Source organism: Leptolyngbya sp. NK1-12, from assembly GCF_032598965.1.
In the GTDB taxonomy this organism is placed as follows: Bacteria; Cyanobacteriota; Cyanobacteriia; order Elainellales; family Elainellaceae; genus Elainella.
On sequence record NZ_CP053586.1, the window covers coordinates 4,208,920 to 4,231,860 of the forward strand.

Annotated in this window: 24 protein-coding genes and 1 pseudogene; 21 read left to right on the forward strand and 4 right to left on the reverse strand. The window is 49.1% G+C overall.

Annotated elements, in window-relative coordinates; genetic code table 11:
- Window positions 1-22: 22 nt before the first annotated feature.
- From HJG54_RS17830 to HJG54_RS17875, 10 genes are all read left to right on the forward strand, one after another.
- Entirely contained in the window at window positions 23-700 is a 678-nt protein-coding gene (locus tag HJG54_RS17830; RefSeq protein ID WP_316430371.1) for a hypothetical protein, read from the forward strand.
- A 180-nt stretch (window positions 701-880) separates the two neighbouring features.
- The gene (locus HJG54_RS17835; RefSeq protein WP_316430372.1) at window positions 881-1,276 is read left to right on the forward strand and encodes a hypothetical protein; all 396 of its coding nucleotides are present in this window, start codon (window positions 881-883) and stop codon (window positions 1,274-1,276) included.
- Window positions 1,277-1,419: 143 nt separating this feature from the next.
- Window positions 1,420-2,031 carry a hypothetical protein gene (locus HJG54_RS17840; protein ID WP_316430373.1) on the forward strand — a complete coding sequence of 204 codons (612 nt, stop codon included), beginning with the start codon at window positions 1,420-1,422 and terminating at the stop codon, window positions 2,029-2,031.
- A gap of 1 nt (window position 2,032) precedes the next feature.
- On the forward strand, window positions 2,033-2,452 hold the full coding sequence (locus HJG54_RS17845; protein ID WP_316430375.1) for a hypothetical protein: 420 nt from the start codon (window positions 2,033-2,035) through the stop codon (window positions 2,450-2,452).
- 323 nt (window positions 2,453-2,775) lie between these two features.
- Complete coding sequence (locus HJG54_RS17850) at window positions 2,776-3,096, forward strand: hypothetical protein (RefSeq protein ID WP_316430377.1); 321 nt, start codon at window positions 2,776-2,778, stop codon at window positions 3,094-3,096.
- A gap of 12 nt (window positions 3,097-3,108) precedes the next feature.
- Entirely contained in the window at window positions 3,109-3,960 is an 852-nt protein-coding gene (locus HJG54_RS17855; protein ID WP_316430378.1) for a transposase, read from the forward strand.
- Window positions 3,896-4,561 (forward strand): hypothetical protein, encoded by a 666-nt coding sequence (locus HJG54_RS17860; RefSeq protein ID WP_316430380.1) that lies wholly within the window; start codon window positions 3,896-3,898, stop codon window positions 4,559-4,561. Before HJG54_RS17855 ends, HJG54_RS17860 begins: the two co-directional genes overlap by 65 nt.
- A gap of 11 nt (window positions 4,562-4,572) precedes the next feature.
- Window positions 4,573-4,965, forward strand: coding sequence for a hypothetical protein (locus HJG54_RS17865; RefSeq protein ID WP_316430381.1), 393 nt, complete (start codon window positions 4,573-4,575; stop codon window positions 4,963-4,965).
- 269 nt (window positions 4,966-5,234) lie between these two features.
- On the forward strand, window positions 5,235-5,864 hold the full coding sequence (locus tag HJG54_RS17870) for a hypothetical protein (protein WP_316430382.1): 630 nt from the start codon (window positions 5,235-5,237) through the stop codon (window positions 5,862-5,864).
- Between the two features lie 17 nt (window positions 5,865-5,881).
- Window positions 5,882-6,262 carry a hypothetical protein gene (locus tag HJG54_RS17875; RefSeq protein ID WP_316430384.1) on the forward strand — a complete coding sequence of 127 codons (381 nt, stop codon included), beginning with the start codon at window positions 5,882-5,884 and terminating at the stop codon, window positions 6,260-6,262.
- A gap of 106 nt (window positions 6,263-6,368) precedes the next feature.
- On the opposite strand, the pseudogene HJG54_RS17880 reads toward HJG54_RS17875, so the two are convergent.
- A pseudogene (locus HJG54_RS17880) lies at window positions 6,369-6,730 on the reverse strand (IS1 family transposase); the annotation flags it as partial.
- 42 nt (window positions 6,731-6,772) lie between these two features.
- Here HJG54_RS17880 and HJG54_RS17885 point away from each other — a divergent pair.
- The 9 genes from HJG54_RS17885 (at window position 6,773) to HJG54_RS17925 (ending at window position 14,331) form a co-directional block, all read left to right on the forward strand.
- Window positions 6,773-7,684, forward strand: a complete 912-nt coding sequence (locus tag HJG54_RS17885) for a hypothetical protein (RefSeq protein ID WP_316430385.1) — start codon at window positions 6,773-6,775, stop codon at window positions 7,682-7,684.
- 99 nt (window positions 7,685-7,783) lie between these two features.
- The gene (locus tag HJG54_RS17890; protein WP_316430386.1) at window positions 7,784-8,092 is read left to right on the forward strand and encodes a hypothetical protein; all 309 of its coding nucleotides are present in this window, start codon (window positions 7,784-7,786) and stop codon (window positions 8,090-8,092) included.
- Between the two features lie 108 nt (window positions 8,093-8,200).
- Window positions 8,201-9,967 carry a hypothetical protein gene (locus HJG54_RS17895; protein ID WP_316430388.1) on the forward strand — a complete coding sequence of 589 codons (1,767 nt, stop codon included), beginning with the start codon at window positions 8,201-8,203 and terminating at the stop codon, window positions 9,965-9,967.
- Window positions 9,968-10,408 carry a hypothetical protein gene (locus HJG54_RS17900; protein ID WP_316430389.1) on the forward strand — a complete coding sequence of 147 codons (441 nt, stop codon included), beginning with the start codon at window positions 9,968-9,970 and terminating at the stop codon, window positions 10,406-10,408.
- 125 nt (window positions 10,409-10,533) lie between these two features.
- Entirely contained in the window at window positions 10,534-11,784 is a 1,251-nt protein-coding gene (locus HJG54_RS17905) for a WG repeat-containing protein (RefSeq protein WP_316430390.1), read from the forward strand.
- A gap of 37 nt (window positions 11,785-11,821) precedes the next feature.
- Window positions 11,822-12,613: a hypothetical protein gene (locus tag HJG54_RS17910; protein WP_316430391.1), complete on the forward strand. Its 792-nt coding sequence runs from the start codon at window positions 11,822-11,824 to the stop codon at window positions 12,611-12,613.
- Between the two features lie 44 nt (window positions 12,614-12,657).
- Window positions 12,658-13,128 carry a hypothetical protein gene (locus HJG54_RS17915; protein WP_316430393.1) on the forward strand — a complete coding sequence of 157 codons (471 nt, stop codon included), beginning with the start codon at window positions 12,658-12,660 and terminating at the stop codon, window positions 13,126-13,128.
- A 172-nt stretch (window positions 13,129-13,300) separates the two neighbouring features.
- The gene (locus HJG54_RS17920) at window positions 13,301-13,900 is read left to right on the forward strand and encodes a hypothetical protein (RefSeq protein ID WP_316430395.1); all 600 of its coding nucleotides are present in this window, start codon (window positions 13,301-13,303) and stop codon (window positions 13,898-13,900) included.
- Between the two features lie 5 nt (window positions 13,901-13,905).
- Window positions 13,906-14,331: a hypothetical protein gene (locus tag HJG54_RS17925; protein ID WP_316430397.1), complete on the forward strand. Its 426-nt coding sequence runs from the start codon at window positions 13,906-13,908 to the stop codon at window positions 14,329-14,331.
- Here the strand turns inward: HJG54_RS17925 and HJG54_RS17930 are convergent.
- Window positions 14,318-14,956 (reverse strand): hypothetical protein, encoded by a 639-nt coding sequence (locus HJG54_RS17930; RefSeq protein WP_316430398.1) that lies wholly within the window; start codon window positions 14,954-14,956, stop codon window positions 14,318-14,320. The two genes, HJG54_RS17925 and HJG54_RS17930, sit on opposite strands and share 14 nt — an antisense overlap.
- 149 nt (window positions 14,957-15,105) lie before the next feature.
- Between HJG54_RS17930 and dusB the strand changes: the two genes are divergently transcribed.
- Complete coding sequence (gene dusB, locus HJG54_RS17935; protein WP_316430399.1) at window positions 15,106-16,173, forward strand: tRNA dihydrouridine synthase DusB; 1,068 nt, start codon at window positions 15,106-15,108, stop codon at window positions 16,171-16,173.
- Between the two features lie 170 nt (window positions 16,174-16,343).
- Here the strand turns inward: dusB and HJG54_RS17940 are convergent, their stop codons facing one another.
- Together HJG54_RS17940 and HJG54_RS17945 are read right to left on the reverse strand one after the other, a co-directional pair.
- Complete coding sequence (locus HJG54_RS17940; RefSeq protein ID WP_316430401.1) at window positions 16,344-16,763, reverse strand: transposase; 420 nt, start codon at window positions 16,761-16,763, stop codon at window positions 16,344-16,346.
- 583 nt (window positions 16,764-17,346) lie between these two features.
- Complete coding sequence (locus HJG54_RS17945) at window positions 17,347-17,553, reverse strand: hypothetical protein (protein WP_316430402.1); 207 nt, start codon at window positions 17,551-17,553, stop codon at window positions 17,347-17,349.
- 665 nt (window positions 17,554-18,218) lie between these two features.
- On the opposite strand from HJG54_RS17945, the gene gltB reads away from it, so the two are divergent.
- Window positions 18,219-22,925 carry a glutamate synthase large subunit gene (gene gltB / locus HJG54_RS17950; protein WP_316430404.1) on the forward strand — a complete coding sequence of 1,569 codons (4,707 nt, stop codon included), beginning with the start codon at window positions 18,219-18,221 and terminating at the stop codon, window positions 22,923-22,925.
- Window positions 22,926-22,941 lie beyond the last annotated feature (16 nt).

The following is a 22,941-nucleotide window of genomic DNA, read 5'->3' on the forward strand; positions in this document are numbered from 1 at the left end:
ACTCCGGCAGGAAGTTGCCCTATTGCAAAGCGCTGGGGGACTGCGCTCGATTTCGGATGCCATCGAGATTCCCTTTCGCGTCTTTGCTAATACTGATACCGCAGTAGGGCGGCTACTGCAATATGGGGCTGAGAGCGTTACAGCGTTCCTCAAAGGAGGCTTTGACCAGTTTGAGAGCGGATTGCCAACCATTGAGGGATTGGCTGATTTTGCCGATCGGTTTAAGCGGGTGCCTGAAGTCGCGGAAAGACTCGATCAATTGGATGCGGCTACTGTTACAAGATGGCTATCTGAGCATCCTAGTGCAGTAGGAAATATTCTAGAATTCAATCCGGCAGATGCTGCAAATGCTGCTTTGATAGACAGACTCAACCAAACGATTCCAGGAAGATTTTCACCAGAGAATCTTGTTGCGATTTCCATGCGTAACAACCCATCAGAACCCACCATCAAAGTCCTTCCCAGAGGAGCAGATCCATTCAATCCTGACAGTCTTGTTGAAATAGAAGGTCCTATCTTTTTGGAAATAGGAAGCAATACTCGAACAATTGATATTGATGGTAATCCTGAAGATAATGGTGCTGGATTGGTACACATTCTAGCTGCACATGCTACAGACTTTAATAATCAAGGAATACCTGAAGACAGGATTGTGGATGCTGTAATAGCTGCTGTAACTAAGGGAACAGATGTTGGCTAAGGAAAGAAAGTAGGTCGTCGCATCTACGAAGTGAATTTGGAAGAAGCACTAGGAATTCCAGGGCTTGGGGTGAGGCGTATAGCTGTAACCGTAGGAGACAATGGATTTATTGTCGGAGCTAATCCGGTCAGTTTTTAGAATCAGTAATTCTCTTGAGCAAACCAACTAGGAGAGGTAACTATGGTTTTGAGATTCAAATTGAAGGCGGATTATGGTAGTTGGCCTACATGGTATGCCGACGGTAACAGGGTTGGAGACTTTGATCCTGCTCAACTTCCTATTAGTCAAGAAACCCTACAGCGCCTGCTCAAGTGGCAGGAGGTTTATGACAGCACTTATCAGGACGACTATCCATATAACTCCAGCTTTCCCAGCCAAGAGGCACGAGAAGTTTGGGGCCGAGAAAGACTGAGGCTTTGGGTGCAACTGCACAATGAGCTCAGTTCAGAGTATGAGGTAGTTAGTGACATCATGCATGAAGGAAAGATACAAGTTTTGACACTAGAAGAGTTACCAGACGAAATTAAGGCAAGATGTCAGAACGATATCGAGAACGCATCACAGTCATTGTTGTAGAATGTGCTTACAGAAGTGCTAACTCATATTGTTGTGCTTAGATAACAGTAAGTAGACTACTGCAATATGGCACTGAGAGCGTTACAGCGTTCCTCAGAGGGGGCTTTGACCAGTTTGAGGGCGGATTACCAACCATTGAGGGGTTGGCTGATTTTGCCGATCGGTTTAGACGAGTCTCTGAAGTTGCTGAACGACTGGCGCAGCATGAAGAGATTGCTACTGCGCTGAGTCAGTATCCAGAGGCAATCAAATCCGTGCTAGAGTTTGGTTCTGAAGCTGTAGAGTTGCTGGCTAGACGTTCAGGGGCAGGAGATAACATTACTCCCTGGTTACAACGCATAGATCAATCCCCTCAAGGCAGAGAAATTTTAGAGATTTACTCTAGAGTGGACAATGCACTTGGTTCTACTAATTCAGGAACAGTCCTTGAAGGGCAAGTTGCTCTCATTGCTCAAGAGAATGGGTTTGATGTGATCAATTTCCAAAAGAAGTTTGGTCCCAATGGTTCACTTGGTGAAGTTGATGTAGAAACCCCTACAGCTATCCTTGAGATGACAGTGGGTTCTAGTGGCAAGTTAAGCCAAATTAGAGGTTTACTGACTGATTCCATTAGGAATTCACTAAGCAAACCTGTCATTCTGTATGCACCAAATTATGGCAACACAGCAGGTCAAGACATTATTAATGCTGGAGCGTATGTTGTTCGCACTGAACAAGAATTGATTCAACTACTAACGCAACTGGGACAACCTTAAAATGTCGAAATCTAATCTTTCGCTTGATTTTTCTGAACCAATAGCTATCTTTTCAGATTCTAGAATCTCAAAAGAAGAACTTTCAGCTTTTTTACGCTCCATAGGAGCAGTTTCTGGAGAAAGCAGTTCATTTTTGGGACGTTTATCAGAACAAGATAAACACATTTGGATTTCTATATCCAATGAGGAATTAGAATATCTAGAGGTGTCTACACGAGAAGCAGTTGCACAGCATCTTAAAGATGAACCGAAAACGTGTATTGTACTTGAGTTGAGTAGTGCTACGGGAACTGAACAGCTAATGATTAAATTTGCAACTGCCTTTGCTGAAAATTGGTCATGTGTAATTCTTGGTTTTACTGAGGGCAGTAAGATTTACACAGTGCAGGAGTTACGCAAAGACCTAGAGTCTGAAATTTAATACAATTCTTTTGTGCTTATTGCTAGCGCATTAGACCAAAGACAAAAGATGAAAGTTAGTAGGGTGGCAGTTACCACCCTATCTTTTTTAAGACGTAAAGCAAGAGTGTTACTGCGTTTCTCAGAGGAGGCTTTGACAGGTTCACAGAAGGATTACCAACCATTGACGGGTTGGCCGATTCTGCCGAGCGCTTTAGGCGAGTGTCTGAAGTCGCGGAACTGGTTGCCTGACAGAAGTAGGTGAAACCCAACAAATACGAGGGCATTGGCGAAGAGGGTAGAGAGTCATGAGAGGCTGGAGTTACCACACAACAGCCCAAAATCATGACACCCTCTACCCATTTGTATGGTCAACTATTCGACTTATTGCGTCAACACAGTCGCGTTTGCGACCTGCGCCACTTGAAAACTCTAGCGTGGATGGTGAGTGCTCTACTCTACAGCGGAGAATTGAACCTGGCTGCATGGGAACCATATGTAATGAGTCGAGCGACAAAAGCGCAAAGTACTGAGCGGCGCTGGCAGCGATTTATGGACAATTGCCGCATTAGCGTGATGGCAATTTACGGACCCTTGGTGCTGGCAGCTTTGAGTGGATGGAAGCAACAGCGATTGTATTTAGCCTTAGATACAACGGTTTTGTAGGATCGCTTTTGCATGATTCACCTGTCGGTGGTGTGCTGTGGACGGGCGGTTCCCTTGTTGTGGCGAGTCCTTGAACATAGCAGTGCCACCGTTGCCTTTGAAGAGTACCAACCCGTCTTGCGCCGTGCTCGGTGGCTGTTGCGGCATCATCCTGATGTGGTGTTGTTAGCCGACCGAGGCTTTGCCAATCATGAATTAATGAGCTGGTTACGGCAGAGTCACTGGCATTACTGTTTACGGTTACCGTGTGATGTCTTGATCCACACCAAACGACGCTATCCCTGGATGGTTGGGGCACTCTATCCTCCGCTTGGCGAAGCCCGACTGTATGAGAATGTGGGTTTGTGGCTCGATGGTGAGCATCGCTGTAACTTAGTGGTTGCAACGGTACAGGGAGCCAAAGAATCTTGGGCGGTTGTCACGGATGAACCTCCGACCTTGCAGACGCTCTGGCAATATGCCTTGAGGTTTCGGGTAGAGGAATTATTTTTGGATAGCAAGTCTGGCGCATTTGAATTAGAAGACTCGCGCTTGCGCTCTGCTGCTGCTCTTGAGCGCCTTTATCTAGTTGCTGCCATTGCTTTGCTGTTTGCCACTACCCAAGGTATGGCGGTGCAACTGGCAGGTTTGCGGCAACAGGTAGACCCGCACTGGCGACGAGGTATTAGCTATCTCAAAATCGGACTCCGCTGGCTGCAAGGGGTGATTCATAAAGGAAGAACCTTGTTGTCTTGCGTTCCGTTGTTGCCCAACGATCCTCAAGCTTGTTTTGCCTCCCTCAAAACCAAGCGCGACTACGATGACCACATTTGGTTTCATCGAGTTCGCTCTATTGTTTGTAAACCTGGTTCTACCCTCATTTAGAAAAGATTTGTCAGGCAGTCAGGTCGCGGAAAAACTCGATCAATTGGATGCGGCTACTGTTACGAGATGGCTATCTGAGCATCCTAGTGGGATAGCTAGTATTCTTGATTTCAATCCAGAAGATGCCACTAATATTGCTCTAGTTGAACGTTTGAGCCAAGGTGGTATTAGATTTACTCGTGAAAACATTGTCAGAATTGCCGAAGCGCCACCGGAGGGCATTCTTGCTCTTAGCAGAACAACAGGAGAAGTGGTCGCTGTGGAAAGTCCTATCTTTCTAGAAATAGGGACGAATATTCAAAGAACTGGTCAGTCGGATGCGGGAGCTGGTCTTGTTCATATTCTTGCTCGTCACGAGTCAAACTTCGTCGATCGAGGAGTTCCCAAGGAAGAGATTGTCGATCTCATTATGAAGGCTTTGACACAAGGTAGAAACATTGGTTCCGATTCAGCCGATGGAAGTCGATATGTTTACGAAGTTATTGATTCCCTTGGCAGAACCCAGTATCTCTCTATAGTTGTGGGAGACAATGGGTATGTCGTGACTGCTTTCCCTACTGATAGACAAGTCTACACTGATCTTTTAGAGAGACTTAACTAAGGAGCATCTTTATGGCTAAAAGAATTAAATTGGGCATGGATTGGTTTTCCTGGCCGGTGTGGAATGTTGATGATAGTGGAGACGTTAATCCTAACAAACTTCCAATTAGTCAAAAACTAATGAGCGACTTAATAGCTTGGCAGAAAGCTTATAACGCTAATTTCAATCGCGATTGCCCTCATGAGTCTGATTTTCCTAGTGAAAAAGCCGCAAATAGTTGGTACAAAGAAGGAATTATGCTTTGGATGCGAATGGTTGATGAACTTAGTCCATATTTGGAATATGAGGTGTTTTATCCATTCGATTACCAAGGAAAGAAACAGCTTTTCAAACATCCAAATGAACTGCCAGGTGAATTAAGGACTAAGTGGCTAAACGATAACAATACCGATTCACAATCCTAGCTACGACTGTTCCGTTTGGGGGACTGACGAAGCTTGAGCCATCGGATGGGCTGCTCAATACAACTCGGCTTTTAGATGCAGCGCAACGGTTGTGGCGAGAGGTTGATCTGTTGGACAGTGTAGGGGGACTGCGATCCCTATCAGATGCGCTTGCGATCCCCTTTCGGGTGTTTAGGGATAGTGATACTGCGGTTGCTCGGTTGCTGCAATATGGAACTGAGAGCGTTGCAGCGTTCCTCAGAGGGGGCTTTGACCAGTTTGAGGGCGGATTGCCAACCATTGAGGGGTTGACTGACTTTGCTCAGCGCTTTAGGCGAGTGTCTGAAGTTGCCGAAAAACTCGATCAATTGGATGCGATTACTGTCACAAGATGGCTAGTTGAGCATCCTGAAGCAATCAGAAGTATTCTAGATTTCGATCCAACCGATTCCACCAATCGTGGTTTAATTGAGCGGTTAAGCCAAGTATCTCCACCCGTTAGATTCTCTCGTGAAAACATTGTCAGAATTGCTGAAGCTCCTCCAGAAGGAATTCGTGCAGTTTCCCGAACAGGGCAAGAAGTCAGAGTAGAAAGCCCTATTTTCCTAGAAATAGGAAGCAATACTTTAACATCTGAAGGGCAGAGCCGAGGGGCTGGACTCGTACATATTTTGGCGGCACATGCAGACGATTTTGAAAATCGAGGGATACCTAAAGAGCAACTTGCTGATTTTCTAGTGACTGCTCTAACACAAGGTAGAGATATTGGTAATCAAGGTCAAGATGCTAGCCGAGTTGTTTATGAAGTTAACTTCAATGGCTCAACTCATTACGCTTCTATTACAGTTGGAGACAATGGATTTATTGTCGGTGCTAATCCTACTCCCAGCGATTTGATCAATCGTTTGCTCAACCCTTAATTTAGCAGGAGAAGACAATGACCAAAAAAATCAAACTATACACTGAATACGGTGGATGGCCTCTATGGGGTGTTGGCGAAATTGATAATATTGACCCAGCTACATTACCCATAACCCAATCCTTGATCAATCGATTAAATCAATGGCAATCTACTTACAATGCTACACTTGCTGACTATCCACCAGAATCTGGCTTTCCTAGTAAAGAAGCAGAGGAAGAATGGTATCGAGAAGGAATACGGCTATGGCTACAGTTACAGCAGGAGCTAGGAGCAGATTACGAAGTATATTATCACTTCTTGTACAAGGGAGAAGGCCACCTCTTCACATTAGGTCAATTACCTCATGAGTTGAGAACTCAATGGCTAAACGATGACACCACCGATTTACAATCTTAGCTAACACTGTTCCATCTGAGAAGTTAATCTGTTGAACAGTCTAGGAGAGCTGTGATCCATATCAAACCAACAGAACCACTCATTTCTGGCAGTGCTTCTGGTAGTGCTACACAAGTAATGATGCATTGTAGTGATGGATGAAATACCAAATTGCACCAATGTGATTCTCTAAGGATTTGGAGAAGGATAAGGTTTTTCAGACTAAGCGAAACACCCGTTGCCGCAATGTGTTGTTGAATCGTTTTGCTTCGCAATGCTAACGCGAACAATGTAGCTGGTTTTTCCAGGCTCTTTACCCACTGCTCGATGACGCTTGCTCGGTAGAACGGCTGCATAAGCCGCCCAAAAGTCAGTGTAGGTAATCGCACATTGGCGTAGAGCTTCGCTCCGCCAAAGGCGTAAGACCGCAGGTAAGGATTGCCATAATTTGTGAACTGCGGCTTCATCGCGTGCGCTAATGTAAACACCCACCATCTATCGTTTGTGGATACCCTTGGTGGACTAACGAACGTGCTCTTTCTCGCCGATGATGCGACTCGGCTAGCTGGCGTAATTTCGTATTTCGAGCCTCTGGTTGAGCAACTGCGCAGGGCTGAGAACCTCAACGACCAGTTGGCGATGGTGTGGCAGCTTTTGACGACATTGCTGGATAGCACGCTTGCCGGTCGAGCACCCGCTTTAGCGGTCTTTGATGAGCTAGCAGAGCAGAATCAGGCCGTTGGGCAGTTCAAGCAACTCTATGGCAATAACGAGCGGGTGCAGGAGTTTCTCAATGGGGCAGATGCCGCGCAACTAGCACGAGTCGCAGACATTGCTGAACGGCTCAGACTACCTGAACATGCAAGTGTGGCGGATGCGTTGTCTCAGTATCCTGATGCACTCAAACTAATTATAGAGTCTGGTTCTGATTTTCTAGATCGAGAATTAGTTGCTTTGCAAGAAACGGGTTTGAGCACCAACGATGTAGTACATTTATTAGATTTGTTTGAGGATATTCCTCTATTTCGTGGTACTACAGATGGTTTTCCTGGAAATGATGTACTTCAACGACTCGGCATCTCTCCTGCATCCATTGATCCTCTTGTCGCAACAATATTTGCACTCGAAGGGAAAGCACAAGGTGGGGATGCAATCGTCCTAATCGCAACTCAGAGAGGATTAGGTAATCCTGCTGTTGATATTGGTAACGTTAGACGGACACTTGAACGTGAGGTTCAAGTTGACATGTTACCATTAGAGTTTCAAAGTAAGGCATCTTATGCTATATCGGTTGATAGAGCACGACAAATTTTGAGTGAAATGGGGGTAGTGGAACTGCCTAATTCTATTAGGCCAGAAGACAGCGTCGATTATCTGAGGAATACACCTCGAATGACACCAGAACAAATTCGTGATTTTTTCAGGCGTGCAACAGAACAATAAGTTACCTTAAAAAGGTCATAAGCACAGAGAGATGATTACTACTCTGTGCTTAATCAGCGATCCTAGAACAGGGTGATTCGAGGAAAAGGAGAAAGAGATATGGAATTTTTAGTTGATTCTATAGAAAGGGACGGAGAGGCTTATTGTGTTAGAGGTGCCTGTACTCATGGCAAAATTGATATAGGCACAATTTTTTCAAAAGCATATAAAAAAATCAAAAGGTTTTCAAATAATCAAGTTGAATCAATTAGAACAGAGAATCACCGAGTTGTTTCATTAAGGGTTGAAAAGATAATAGCTTATAGGCATAGTTTGGATTCCCTTCCTCAAGGCATGTCTGGTGAAATCTACTTAGTTGGAGAAGGAGGATATAATCTTAATACCGAAGATACTTTGGCTTCTGAGTGACAAACAGTTCAATTGTCTTCTCTATGGAGTACGGCAATAGAAAACTAACTGGAATACAGGTGATGAGTATCTTAGCTGATACGGCGCAATGGCAGCGAAGAGACATCCGTGCTCACTGCTTGTCCAGATCTTAGACATACTTATGCCGCACTCAAGCCCACACTAGCTCCGGATACGGCTACCACTACCACACCCGATTTTCTCGATTCCTTGTGGCGAGCGCAGTTGCCTACTGACCCCAGCACCCCCAAACCCTACCAGGAGATTCGGGCTGAACTGCAACGAGGAATAGCAGCGCTCGACACCTTGCTGGAGGGGGTGGAGGACCCGTTAGGAGCACTGCGCTTTGTCAACAACTTGGTGCAGGCTGTTACGAATGTCGAATCACTGTCAGACGATGCCGTGCTCGATGCCCAATTCCTCAGAGAACTGGTGATGTTTGGCTTTGAGTATGCCAAGCTCAATCCCACTGTGCTGACGACTGCAACTGAGAATGGAACTGAGGCATTCTTGGCAACCCTGTGGCAAGGTGAGTCGGCTCAAACTGAGTCCATTGCTATGCGGCAGGCGATTGGAAAGCTGAGTGAGTTGTTTGCGGGATTCGACACACCCGAAGCACGGTTGCAATGGTTGAGGTTTGCTACGAACTTGGTGCAGGCAGTTGGACAGAGCCTGGCACCTGAGGAAAATGCTAATCCGGCGGTTGTGAGTGCACTTATTGAGTTAGGTGCTATGTATGCGCAGCTCAACCCCACGGCTCCTTCAACCGAGCCGCCGTTGAACTTCTTCCTCGATACGCTGTGGCAGGCGCAGGATGAGGTTGGGCTGCAAACCGGAGCAGAGCAATTACAAGCGTTCATTCAAGATAGTGCGGATCCCACTCGCTTGCTGAAGTTGGCAACAGGTTTACTGAGAGCAATGGAAGCACTTTCACTGGAGCTGCCACCCGATGCTCAAGTGCTCAGTGCGCTGCTGGAGTTGGGCAAAGCCTATGCCGTGCTTGACCCGATTGCAACGACCACCGAAGGTGATGCATCGCTCAATTTCTTCCTCGATACGCTCTGGCAGAATCAGGAGGAGCTGGTAATTGCAAAAGCTACTGAGGAACTCAAAGAGTTTTTAGAAAGTGGAAATACTAAAGAGAAACGAGTAAAAGTGATCGGATTTCAGAAGAATCTGCTAAAGGCGACTAAATTAATAACAGATTTTCAGAGTTCTGTGAAAGATCCATTATTCATTAGTGACATGGTCACTTTAGGCAACCTCTATACATTTCTAAGATTTAGTGAGGAAAGTCAAAGCCCAATCTACTTCTTGGCTAATGTATGGAAAGCCCAAAACCAACAAGAACTAGAGGATGCAGCTATTAATTTCCAGAATCTAATTTCGGAAACCATTGATGATTCTGTTGAAATTAGTACTGTAGTTGCTCAAAACCTTTTTGACCAGCTACGACGAAGATTTGGAGGAAATCCAGAAGTTTACACTGGATTGTGGCCTTGGCAGGAACGCCAAGATTCCTTCCACGAAGCACAGCGACAATGGGCACTCGATATAGTTAGAGAAAATGCCGAATATATTTGTGAAGTGGCAAATTATTATGGAATCACTGCTCATGCGATTGCTGGAGCTATTCTATGGGAAGCACTTGAAAATCCCTACAATCTCATTGGTAGAGGAGGAACTGGACTGTTTCGTCCAGGTGGTCCTTTAACTTTTGGCATTCCTGGTAAAATCCATACAGCTCCAGCTCCGGATCATCCTGCCACAGATCCGGAAGTTGAAAATAGAGTAAGGCAGAGACGTCCAGATGCATTCTCAGCTTCGGTACCTCAAGATCCTAGTGTTGAAGAGTTTCAAAGGACAAATCGATGATTGCGCGATCCAACAATAGCTATCAAGTACATCGGTGCTATTTTGGCCGAGCATGTAGAAGATTGGGAAACCGTAGCAAGAGAGGAGTTTGGCAGAAGACCAGGGAGCATTGCCGATGTCTATAATATTAGAGATCAAGCTGGTATTCTTGGTGCTTTTTATCAAGGTCTTAATCCGGAAGTAGGAGCTAGAAACTTTGAAACCCGACGGCAGGCATACTTTGAATTAAGTGAGGAACAACGGCAACCTATACCACCTCCAACACCTCAATTACCAGAGAAAGATACAATGGGCAATTGGATTAGTCAATATAGATGGTGGATCGCTAGGTACTTAGAGGCATTTGGATGCCGTCAAACCTCTTTTATCGGATCAGGTGAAATACCGGTTCCTGAATCATTTGAACCGCGCGCTGATTATGACATCTGGAACGATCCATAAATAGGGCCAGATTGTAAGGCTAGGTTTAGCATACAAGTAAGAATTTATATCCAAAACTATATGCTGAGCCTACCCTTCTAAAGTTTTGAAGTCATACTAGAGGTGTTTATTAGTTGCCCAGTCGTATGATCTTAAATTCTAAATTTTTAGTCATACAATTTCCTGTAGAGCGATTGCTTTTGGTCTGTTTGCTCTCTCTGACACTGCTCACGAGTTGCACTGACAAACAAACGGTCACAAGCTGTTTAGCAGAAACATCCAACTTAGAGCAAGCCCAAAATTCATCTCCTACACCTCGGTTTATTATCTCCAAAAATCAGAAATCAGGCTTCATTGACCAGACTGGAACCGTTGTGATAGAGCCAGAATTTGATCAAGTGGAGCCTTTCTTTGAAGATCGCGCGGCGTTCAAAGCGAATGGCAAGTGGGGCTTCATTGATCCAAGGGGCACTATTGTCATCACTCCTCAGTTTGAATCAGTTGGTAACTTCTTTGACCAACGCGCAGTCGTTATCAGTGGATATAAACAAGGACTGATTGATCCGAACGGAAATGTTGTTGTTGAACCTCAGTACGAGTTACTCATTCCACTCCACGAACAAAGATGGGCATTCAAGCAACATGGTCAGTGGGGAATCATTGATCCAGACGGAACTATGATTGCTAACCCCCGCTTCCTCGATATTGAATCGTTTTCTGATGGTTTAGCGGCTGTTGTGATCAGCAGCAGTGATCAACAAAAAATCGCTTTTACCAACCGCAGCGGAAAAATTGTTTTTGAGTTACCAGAGGAACTACAAATTAGCCCTGATGATGGTATTGAGGGTGCCGAGCACTTCAATCATGGCCGATTGTTGGTATTTATCCGAAGTCTGGGATCCTCAATTGAGGACATTTTGGACGGAAGGAGGTACTCCCGATTTGGCTACCTTGATCTTAGGGGACAACTAGTCATTCCACTGAGATACAGCTCAGCTAGCCCCTTCTCAGAATGTCTAGCGGCTGTAAAGCTGAAACAGGGATATGGCTTCATCAACCTGTCAGGAGAAGTTGTCATCCAACCCCAATTTCATGATGCCGGCTCTTTTCATGAGGGATTGGCACATATTAGTATTAACTTAAGACATGGATATGTTAATACAAATGGTAAGATTATCGTAGAACCTCAGTATGACGATGCTCACAACTTTAGTGAAGGGCTGGCAAGTGTAAAAGTAAACGGTAAATGGGGCGCAATTAACCGTATGGGAAAGATGGTTATAGAACCACAGTTTGATCGTTACTTTTCATTCAAGCAGGGTTTAGCCTTGATTATTCGCAATGGCAAACGGGGATATATCGATCGCGCAGGAAAATTGGTTTGGTTTGATAGTTAGAATCATGTGTGAATCATGAGTCAATGCGCTGTTGAAGTTGGGGCCGACTTATGCAGCTCTTAATCCAGCCAAGGCACTTGATACCGATACCACAACTACACCGGATTCCCTCGATTCCTTGTGGCGCGCCCAGTTACCGAGTGATCCGAGCACGCCCAAACCCTACCCAGAGATTCGAGCTGAACTGCTACGGGGCACCACAGCCCTTGATACGCTGCTCGATGGAGTGGAGGACCCACTGGGAGCACTGCGGTTTGTCCATAACTTGGTAGAGGCCGCGACGAATGTCGAATCACTCTCCGAGGAAGGAACACTGGATGCGCAGTTTCTCCGAGAACTGGTGGCCTTTGGCTTTGAGTATGCCAAGCTCAATCCCTCACACCTGGAGTCGGCTACCGAGAATGGAGTCGAAGCATTCTTAGCAACCTTATGGCAGAGCAACTCTACTGAGGCTGAATCCATTGCAGTCAAAGCAGCAACCGGAAAACTGAGTGAGCTGTTTGCCGGATTCGACACGCCAGAAGAACGGCTGCAATGGCTGAAGTTTGCCACGACCTTGGTGCAGGCAGTTGGACACAACCTAGCACCGGAGGAGACCGCGGATCCGACGGTTGTGAGTGCACTCATTGAGTTAGGGGGGGTGTACTTGCCCATCTGCTCTAGTGTCGTTAGATCCACAAATGGAATTCATTGTCTGAAAAAATCTTTGTTTCACGCCCTTTTCTCTCATTTTGCTCCCCCTGGCGCAACTTATACACACGTACTGGTGCAAGATGTGAGAATAGAAACTTTATCAAGAAACTGCTGGGATACAGTCCCCACTCCCTGATTGCTGCTTATGATTACTGCTTACGAGTTTATTGGGTTTTCTGAATGCTAATCTCTGAAGTCACAACGTTTGCTTTTACAGTCAGGCAGTTTTTGGAACCGCATTGGCTCGCTGCTCATCAAGGTTGGAATGAAATTCCGTCTCCTCTCAGCCGCTGGATGTGCCGCTACAGCAGTATTTTCTTGGTAATGCTGTTGCGCGAGCTACAGAGTGAACATGTTTGGGAAATTGTTGGAGGACGCCCGCCGCAAGACATGGATGGCACTCTCCAAGCCCAGGTGGGAATGCTTGGATGCGACGGAATTTGGTGTGATCACTGTTGGGTAAAAGGTAACGAATTAATCATTGACCTAACTGCCGATCAATTTGGACATGCCCCAGTGATTGTGACCCATACCTCCGACCAGCGCTATCGTGCCAACCTAGCGGAGATTGACCTGGAAAAAGATTTACAGAAGTTGCAGCGGAGGCCAATGCAGTGGTTGAGCGCTTGGAGAGCAAACGATTCGGCATAGGGTTAGGAGATCAGGTCAACGCAGATCACCGATGCATCAACTTCATCAAGGTTCTGTAAAATCAGGGTTTTTACGCCTATCATGGCTGTTTTGTTATGCCAGGATCGAGTCAGAGTGACATTCAGTCACTGAATCTGTGTGTTATCCGCGTGTTATCCGTATTGGTGCAGCAATGGCAACTCCTCAGCAATCCTCTGCCCGCTTTCGTCCCGCGACTGACTTTCCTAAAACCATCGCCCAACTTCCTCCCGTCGAAGCCGAGCAGCTTTATACCGAAATGCGGGACTGTTTGATTTTTACCAACCGCAGTCGTGCCCAACTAGTCCGCCGCAACGAAGAGCACAAGCAGAAAACCCTGCAACTCAGAGCCAATGTTGCTCAGATGCAGCAGCTAATTAACCAGCTTGAGCTAGACAAACAGCAGCTAGCCGTCAAGAATCAACAGGTAGTGGCAGAATTGAGTCAGCAAGTTCAAATCATGTCTGGCCATTTCGATCAACTCACTGCAGCTTACGATGCGATTGCCGACATTGACAATCCGGTCGGCTTTATGGCCCAGCCGAACCGCTTCTTTCGGTTTATCCAAGCTTTGAAAGCTGTCATCTTGTTCTGGCGCGATGAGAAGGAGCCGTTGCTCGGTGAGCCTCCATCTCAAGTCTTACCAGACCATACGAATCGAACCAACCCTTACGGAACTGATGCCGACCGGCGTGAGAATCCGCAAATGTATCAAGACCCCGCATCGATCAATCGCTCGTTGCTGGATGATTAAACCTCATGGGCAAAAAACGCATCAACCAACTGCTAGAGCAGCTCAAAGAAAATCAGCAGCAGGATCTCCAGAACGCGGCGGCCATTTTTACCGTGGCCCAAGTAGCCGTCAATCGACTGCGCGAACAGGTCGAACCAGTCGAAACGGTACCCGCGAGGGCGGCCTTACCCGGAACTGAGGTCGCGGCCCTGCTGCCTACGGCTCCCATCCCAATTGAGCGAGCCGAGCTAGAGCGGCGCTATGGCTCCTTTAATGCCTGTCGGCAAGCGGCCAAAGCGCAGGGCATTAAATTCAGCAAAACGCCATCTTGGCAGCAGCTCTCGGTAGCCTTTGGCTATCTGGAAGCCTGTCAGCAGATGGTGCAGGCCTATCTGCAAGCCCATCCCAGCAAGCAGCTCAAGGGCGTTTCGATCGAACTCAAGCTGGGCTAGAAATAGGTTGAGCGCTCGGACGAGATTCCGTCAAAATGCCAATCAAAATTCGCACCAGATCCTCTAATTCCTGCGGAACTCGGTAAAGGGTTAAATCCTCGGTTAAGTGTCTGCTAGCTCGTTCAAACTGGCCGAACTGCCAAATTTGTCCGGTTGTGACCGCGCCATACAGAATTGGACTGGCTGAATCGGTCCATTGGTCGAGGGCGACCAGTTCTGCGCCAAGCTGAGTGAAACCACTGTAGAGGTTTTCCCGCGTGGCCTCGATGATCAGCAGATTATTGGCTTGAAAGTAATAGTCGAGCGTACCTCGCAGCCAATTGCTGACTAGCAGTGGATACTCGACTCGGACTTTTTGCTGCGTATACCGACAAACCTGACTGATAATCGGTGCAATCAAAAATTCCCGCCGCGCCTGCTCGCTGCTAATGGTCGTGAATTGGAAGGCCGCTTGCAGAATCAAGTGCAAATCCTGGAGATCGAGGTCGCCTGAGGAGCGGGGTAGGCTGAGAGTCTGACTCGAAATCGTGCAGTGCAAATCCGCCAGAATGTCCTCTCGGTCGTAGGGCAGTTCGGTGTAGCGCGTGAAGGTATAGGTTTCGTTCGGGTCAAGGACTTTGGGCATAAAAAAACGGAATCGCGAAGATAAATTGCACTGGCCTGTTTATAAATTTTTGCCCAAGAAGAGGCGGTTCTGTCTAGGATTAGATCTGAAGCAGAATTGAAGACTGTGACAATTCTGCCAATTCGGCAATTACTGTTTCTCTTAATCTAATGTCAATCATGGTTACGCTGTCTCCTGCTCTGAAGGCTCGCCTATCTACCCCGCTGAAGATTGGCAATTTTGAGGTCAATAGTCGGGTGTTGCAATCTCCGCTGTCGGGCGTGACGGATCTGGTGTTTCGGCGGTTGGTGCGGCGCTATGCTCCTACATCCATGATGTATACCGAAATGGTCAATGCCACCGGGCTGCACTATGTCAAGCAGTTGCCCAAGATCATGGAAATTGACCCGAACGAGCGGCCCATCAGCATCCAGTTGTTCGACTGTCGCCCCGATTTTTTAGCAGAAGCGGCTCAGATGGCGGTTGCAGAAGGAGCCGATACGGTCGATATCAATATGGGCTGTCCGGTGAACAAAATCACCAAAAATGGCGGTGGTTCCTCGCTGCTGCGGCAACCGGACGTGGCGGAAGCAATTGTGCGCTCGGTGGTGAAAGCCGTAGATGTGCCGGTCACGGTCAAAACCCGGATTGGCTGGAGCGATAAAGAAATCAACGCGGTCGAGTTTGCCCAGCGGATGCAGGATGCCGGTGCCCAAATGCTGACGCTACACGGACGCACCCGCGCTCAGGGCTATAACGGACCGGCCCGCTGGGAATGGATTGCCCGCGTCAAAGCAGTGCTGTCGATTCCGGTGATTGCCAACGGCGATATTTTTTCGGTCGAGGCGGCGGTGCGGTGTCTAGAGATGACGGGAGCGGATGGGGTGATGTGCTCGCGCGGTACTCTAGGCTATCCGTTTCTGGTAGGCGAAGTCGATCATTTCCTCAAGACTGGCGAACCGCGGACTCCTCCGTCTCCGATTGAACGGCTTCAATGCGCTCGTGACCATCTGGAAATGCTGTGGGACTACAAGGGCGAGCGGGGAATCCGGCAGGCCCGCAAACATATGACTTGGTACGCTAAAGGCTTTCAGGATGCGGCAGAGCTGCGCGGCAAATTGGCGGTAATCGAAAACCTGGAGCAGGGGCTAGCCTTGATCGACCAGGCAATCGAGCGGTTGAGCCAATACGGCTGGCAGGCTGACACTGTAGATGAACCGCAGCTAGTTGAGGTTTAGCTGATCGAACGACAAAACCAAATACTGGCGGTTAGAGACCGCATCTACACAAACAGAACCCGCGAAGGCGGGTTCCTCAGCAACATTACTTGGCAATGAGTCGGTGCGGACCGACTTAGTCTGTATACCGGCGGTTTTATTAACCCGGCAATAATTGAGACTACATCTATTCAAGCCGCATAAGCAATAGCAGGAGGCTGGAAATACTTAACGATTCGAGTTGGTAACTTCTGTAATTTGAATAGATGCGATCGTAACCGCTCTTTCAACTGACTCAAATTGCGCGTCGGTGGCTTGGAATGCACCCCCTGCTTCACATCGCCATTGCCATACTCGGTTGAATTTAACTGCGGTGAGTACGGCGGCAGGAAATGCATCTCGATTTTGTCTTGATGCTCCTGTAGCCACTGTCGAACTGCATCCGAGCGCTGAACTGGATGTCTGTCCACAATCCACATCAGCTTGCGCTCTCGTTTAGCAATCAAGCGTTCGAGAAATACGATCAACACCCGTGCTGTTAACTTGCGGGTGTTGATCAATAAATCAACTTTTTTCTGTGTTAGCAACAGTTCGACGCGATCGGGGTTCACCGTTTCATAAGCAACCTGAGCTAGGAAGATAGGCTCTGAATGGTATTGAATCTATTCTGTTGCTTGAACAGACAAATTAGAATGAAATCCATAAGTTAAAGCAGCAGGAAAGAGTTCAATATAGCCACTTACATAATCCTTCTCTTGATACGAAACCGTCTATCTACGCCCCTCTAAGACAAGCTCCAACTCAACTGCTTGATGCCCTAGTGGAATAACGACCATATGTTGAGAGTTAGATATTTCAGGCAAATCTAATAAAGATTGGCAATAATGGGCAAGCTGAATGCTATTCCAACCTGATTGAATAACTGAGAGTATTCCTCACAAATCCTATGGATTTCTTCAACAATCTCATCCTAGTATAGGGTTAACCTCCAAGCAGTTCATAGGGTGTACAAAAATACACCAATGTACAACTTAAATGGTGCTTGGCAGCTGTTATAGGGCAGCGTCCCGCAGGGTAGGCACAGCTACACAGACAAAACCTGCGCAGTTCAACGCCAGTGGGTGGGCTAGAGTCAGCGTCGGCGAACATCGTTTGTGTAGGCGCGGTTTCAACCACCGGATATTGGCCAGCAAACTAATAGCTATCGCCCGACTCCACATTGCGCTTAGCTAAAAACCAATTAGCTTGACTCAGCCGTTCAGCAATGGCCTGCCGCCAAGATAAACTCACCTTCGGGTCGGCCAAAATTTCCTGAGCGAGCTGACGGTACAGCGCACCGCTAGCTATATCCATTTGCTCGAGCGATTTTAGCTTGTTATAAACCGTCTGGGGCGAATGCATAGCAGTATTCCTCTCTTTGAGCGGCGAAACAACGCAGGCAGCGGCAAACTATCAAAACAAGTTGTTCAAACCAAGGATTTAGTTCTGCTCCTCAAGGCAGCCCTTAGCAAACAATCACCGTCCGATCAAGACCAACTTGCAGATTCTGCATTATCAGAATTCAGGTTGCCTTAACTCTATTTAGGCGGATTGAACCTGCCGTTGCCGCATTTCTTTTACAGTTTGTGTCAGTTCTTTACAGTCAGTTAAAACCCGCTAGATTCCGTAGCAGAGCGTTGATTTTTCTTTGCCGTAATTGTGAAGAATTGTGTGAAAAAACGTCCTTAGTTCAAGATTGGCGGATTGCGGGAAGTTCAACCTAGAGCTTGCATCAGCAACGGTCATTTTATAGTTGAGTAACAAATTTTGCTAGCTTTGCTAAAACAAGTAAAAACAAGATAAGCAATCTAAAATGCTAGGAAAACCTGACATTTAACGCATTACTTCTATCAATTTCCTTAAGATCTGACATGAGCCGCGTTCGCTGTTAGAGAATGCGATTTATCTAGAGCTGAAATTTCGATCGAATTGCTCGCAACTGAATCAAAGCAATCGAGTTTTTGCTCTAGATTACGTTTAACCTGCTGATTCAATCTTGCTGATCAATACTTCTAGGGCCTTCATAAATGAACATCAACGCATTGCCACCCAAGCAAGGACTCTACGATCCCCAGTTCGAGCACGATGCCTGTGGGGTTGGGTTTATCGTCCATATGAAAGGGCACAAGTCCCACAGTATTGTCGAGCAGGCGTTGACCATTCTTGCCAATCTGGAGCATCGCGGCGCTTGCGGGGCCGAAGCTAACACCGGCGACGGGGCGGGCATTTTGATGCAGGTGCCGCACCAGTTTCTCCAGAAAGTTGCTGCCGCGGAAGGCATGACTCTACCCGCTCCGAGCCAGTACGGGGTTGGCATGATCTACGCCTCTCGTGATCCGCATCAACGTCAGCAGAGCCGCCAGCAGTTCGAGCAAATTGTCGCCGCAGAAGGGCAGCAGGTGATTGGGTGGCGCGATGTGCCAACAGACAACTCTCCGTTGGGCAACACCGCCAAAGCCAGCGAACCGTTTATGGAGCAGGTGTTCATCCAACGCAATCCCAACCTGACCGACGATCTGGCCTTTGAGCGGAAGCTGTATGTGATTCGCAAACGGGCGCACAACGAGATCCGCACCTCTCGGCTTGATCCCTGCTGGTATCCGGCTAGCCTCTCCTGCCGCACGCTAGTTTATAAAGGCATGCTGACGCCGCTTCAGGTGGGCCAATACTATCCGGAGCTGCACGACCCCGACATGGAAAGCGCGCTAGCGCTGGTCCACTCTCGCTTCAGTACCAATACCTTTCCGAGCTGGGAGCGCTCCCACCCCTATCGCTATATCGCCCACAACGGCGAAATCAACACATTGCGTGGCAACATCAACTGGATGCATGCCCGCCAGTCTCTGTTTGAATCCGAGCTGTTTGGCGACGACATCAAGAAAATCAAGCCGGTGATCAACCCCGACGGCAGCGATTCCACGATTTTCGACAATGCCCTAGAATTACTGATGCTGGCCGGTCGCTCGTTGCCCCATGCGGTGATGATGATGATTCCCGAACCCTGGACGGCTCACGAGTCGATGAGCGACGAAAAGAAAGCCTTCTACGAATACCATTCCTGCCTGATGGAACCCTGGGATGGCCCCGCCTCGATCGCCTTCACCGACGGCACGATGATCGGAGCAGTGCTGGATCGAAATGGGTTACGGCCCTCGCGTTACTACGTCACCAAAGATGATCTAGTGATCATGGCCTCTGAAGCCGGCGTCTTGCCAATCGCCCCCGAACGAGTCGCCCACAAAGGCCGCTTGCAGCCCGGACGCATGTTCTTAGTCGATATGGAGGCGGGCCGAATTGTAGCCGACGAAGAAATCAAAACCCAAATCGCCACCGCCCACCCCTACCGCAACTGGCTGAATCAGTACCTCGTCGATCTAACCCAACTACAGGCCGCTGTCACTGTTGACGAAACCAGCCCAAACGGCACCCCCTCACCCCCTCACCGCTCGGCTGATTTTTCTGGCCCCATGGGGGCAGTGCGCTCGCATCGAAGCCCTCTCACTGCTCGGCTGAGCGCTCGCGTCGAAGCCCCCTCACCCCACTCCCTCACCCAACGCCAAACCGCCTTTGGCTACACCTTCGAGGATCTGCGCTTACTGCTGACGCCAATGGCCCGCGATGGAGTGGAAGCCGTGGGCGCGATGGGGTCGGATACGCCGCTGTCGGTGCTATCGGAACGGCCCAAATTGCTCTACGACTACTTCCAGCAGTTGTTTGCCCAGGTGACGAATCCGCCGATCGACTCGATCCGGGAAGAAATCATCACCTCAGCCCAGACCACAATTGGCTCCGAGCGCAACCTGCTCAAACCCGAACCCGAAAGCTGTCGATTGATCAAACTAAAAACGCCCATCCTCAGTAACGCCGAACTAGCGACGCTAAAGCAGCTCTCTGGTGATTTCCAGTCCATCACCCTGCCGATGCTGTTTGACCCCAAAGCGGGCGTCCAGGGCTTAGAAGCGGCGATGGCTCACCTTTGCCAACAAGCGGATCGAGCCATCGAGCAAGGCGTCAGCATCCTGATTCTTTCCGACCGCGATATCGATCCAGACCATGCGCCAATTCCCGCGTTGCTGGCCGTAGCCGGACTGCATCACCATCTGATTCGAGCGGGCAGCCGCACCAGAGTCGGAATTGTTTTAGAGTCGGGCGAACCGCGCGAGGTGCATCACTTTGCTGTGCTGATTGGCTATGGCTGTGGGGCGATCAATCCCTACCTGGCGTTTGAAACAATTGGCGACATGATCCAGGACGGTTTGCTGCCAACGGTGGACTACCCGACCGCCTGCAAGAACTACATCAAAGCCGCCACCAAAGGCGTAATCAAAGTCGCCTCGAAAATCGGCATCTCGACGCTGCAAAGCTATCGCGGTGCCCAAATCTTTGAAGCGATTGGCCTCAACCATTCGGTGATCGATCCCTACTTTACCTGGACTGCTTCCCGCATCGAAGGCGCTGACCTGGAAGTAATTGCCAAAGAAGCGATTCTGCGGCACCATCACGCCTTTCCAGACCGGCAGGTCAACGGCCACACGCTCGATGTCGGCGGGGAGTATCAGTGGCGCAAAGAAGGGGAAGCCCATCTGTTTAGTCCCCAGACGATTCACACCCTGCAACGGGCCGTGCGCGAAAACGACTACTCGCTCTACAAGCAGTACGCCAGTCTGGTAAACGAGCAGCACCAGAAGTTCTTCACCCTGCGCGGTCTGCTGCAATTCAAACCGCGTCAGCCTGTCCCCATCGAAGAGGTAGAGTCAGTCGAAGCGATCATGAAGCGGTTCAAAACCGGGGCCATGAGCTATGGGTCAATTTCCAAAGAAGCCCATGAATCGCTGGCGATTGCCATGAACCGGATTGGCGGCAAATCCAACACCGGCGAAGGCGGCGAAGACCCCGAACGCTATACCTGGACCAACGAACAAGGTGATTCCAAAAATAGCGCCATTAAACAGGTGGCATCGGGGCGGTTTGGCGTCACGAGTCTGTACCTCTCCCAGGCGAGGGAACTGCAAATCAAGATGGCACAGGGCGCAAAACCCGGTGAAGGCGGCCAACTTCCGGGAGCCAAGGTCTACCCCTGGATCGCCAAGGTGCGCCACTCGACGCCGGGAGTCGGTTTGATTTCGCCGCCGCCCCACCACGATATCTATTCGATTGAAGACCTGGCCGAGCTGATTCACGACTTGAAAAATGCCAACCGTCAAGCTCGGATCAGCGTCAAGCTGGTGTCAGAAGTGGGCGTGGGAACAATTGCTGCGGGTGTGGCCAAAGCCCATGCCGATGTGGTGCTGATTTCCGGCTTCGATGGCGGTACGGGTGCCTCGCCCCAAACCTCGATCAAGCACGCCGGTCTCCCCTGGGAACTGGGTTTGGCCGAAACCCATCAAACCCTGGTGCTGAACAATTTGCGTTCACGCATTGTGGTAGAAACCGATGGGCAAATGAAAACCGGACGCGACGTGGTGGTCGCCGCTCTGTTAGGCGCTGAGGAATTCGGCTTTGCGACCGCACCATTGGTGACTTTGGGCTGCATTATGATGCGGGTCTGCCATCTCAACACCTGTCCGGTGGGTGTGGCGACGCAAGATCCGAAACTGCGGCAGAACTTCACCGGCGATCCGGCCCACACGGTCAACTTCATGCGGTTTATTGCCCAAGAAGTGCGGGAACTGATGGCGCAGCTCGGCTTCCGGACGCTGAACGAAATGGTGGGCCGCACCGATGTGCTGGAACCCAAACAAGCCGTCGATCACTGGAAGGCGAAGGGCATCGATCTGTCCAAAATCCTGTACCAGCCGCAGGTGGGCGATGAGGTGGGCCGCTATTGCCAGATACCCCAAGATCACGGACTCGATCAGTCTTTGGACCTGACGGTGCTGCTGGATCTCTGTAAACCGGCCATCGAGCGGGGCGAACCAGTGAAAGCCACTCTGCCGATCAAAAACACCAACCGCGTCGTCGGTACGATTTTGGGCAACGAAATCACCAAGCGCCATTGGGAGGGGCTGCCGGAAGATACGGTGCATCTGCATTTTCAGGGCAGTGCCGGTCAGAGTTTTGGCGCGTTTGTGCCCCAGGGTGTAACGCTTGAATTGGAAGGGGACGCCAATGACTACTTGGGCAAAGGGCTAAGCGGCGGCAAAATCATCCTCTATCCACCCGCTGGTTCGGACTTTGTGGCGGCAGAGAATATCATCGCGGGTAATGTTGCCTTCTACGGTGCTACTGGCGGCGAAGCCTACATCAACGGTATGGCCGGAGAACGCTTCTGTGTCCGCAATTCAGGCGTCAACGCGGTGGTGGAAGCCGTGGGCGATCACGGCTGTGAATACATGACCGGCGGCAAAGTGGTCGTGCTCGGCTCGACCGGACGCAATTTCGCAGCAGGCATGAGCGGCGGCGTTGCCTATGTCCTGGATGAAACCGGCGACTTCCCGATTCGCTGCAATACGCAAATGGTGGGGCTAGAAACGCTGGAAGAGCCGGAAGAAATTGCCGACCTCTATCAAATGATTCAACGCCACGCCACTTACACGCAAAGCCAAAAAGCAGCCCAAGTGCTAGTTAGCTGGCAGGAAATGGTGCCGAAGTTCGTCAAGGTGATGCCGAGAGACTATAAGCGAGTCCTACAGGCGCTCCAGGATGCCCTCGCCTCTGGCTTGAGCGGCGACGAAGCCCTGACCGCTGCTTTTGAAGCCAACGCCCGCGATGTCGCTCGGATTGGCGGAGGTTAATTCATCGCACCGCTCG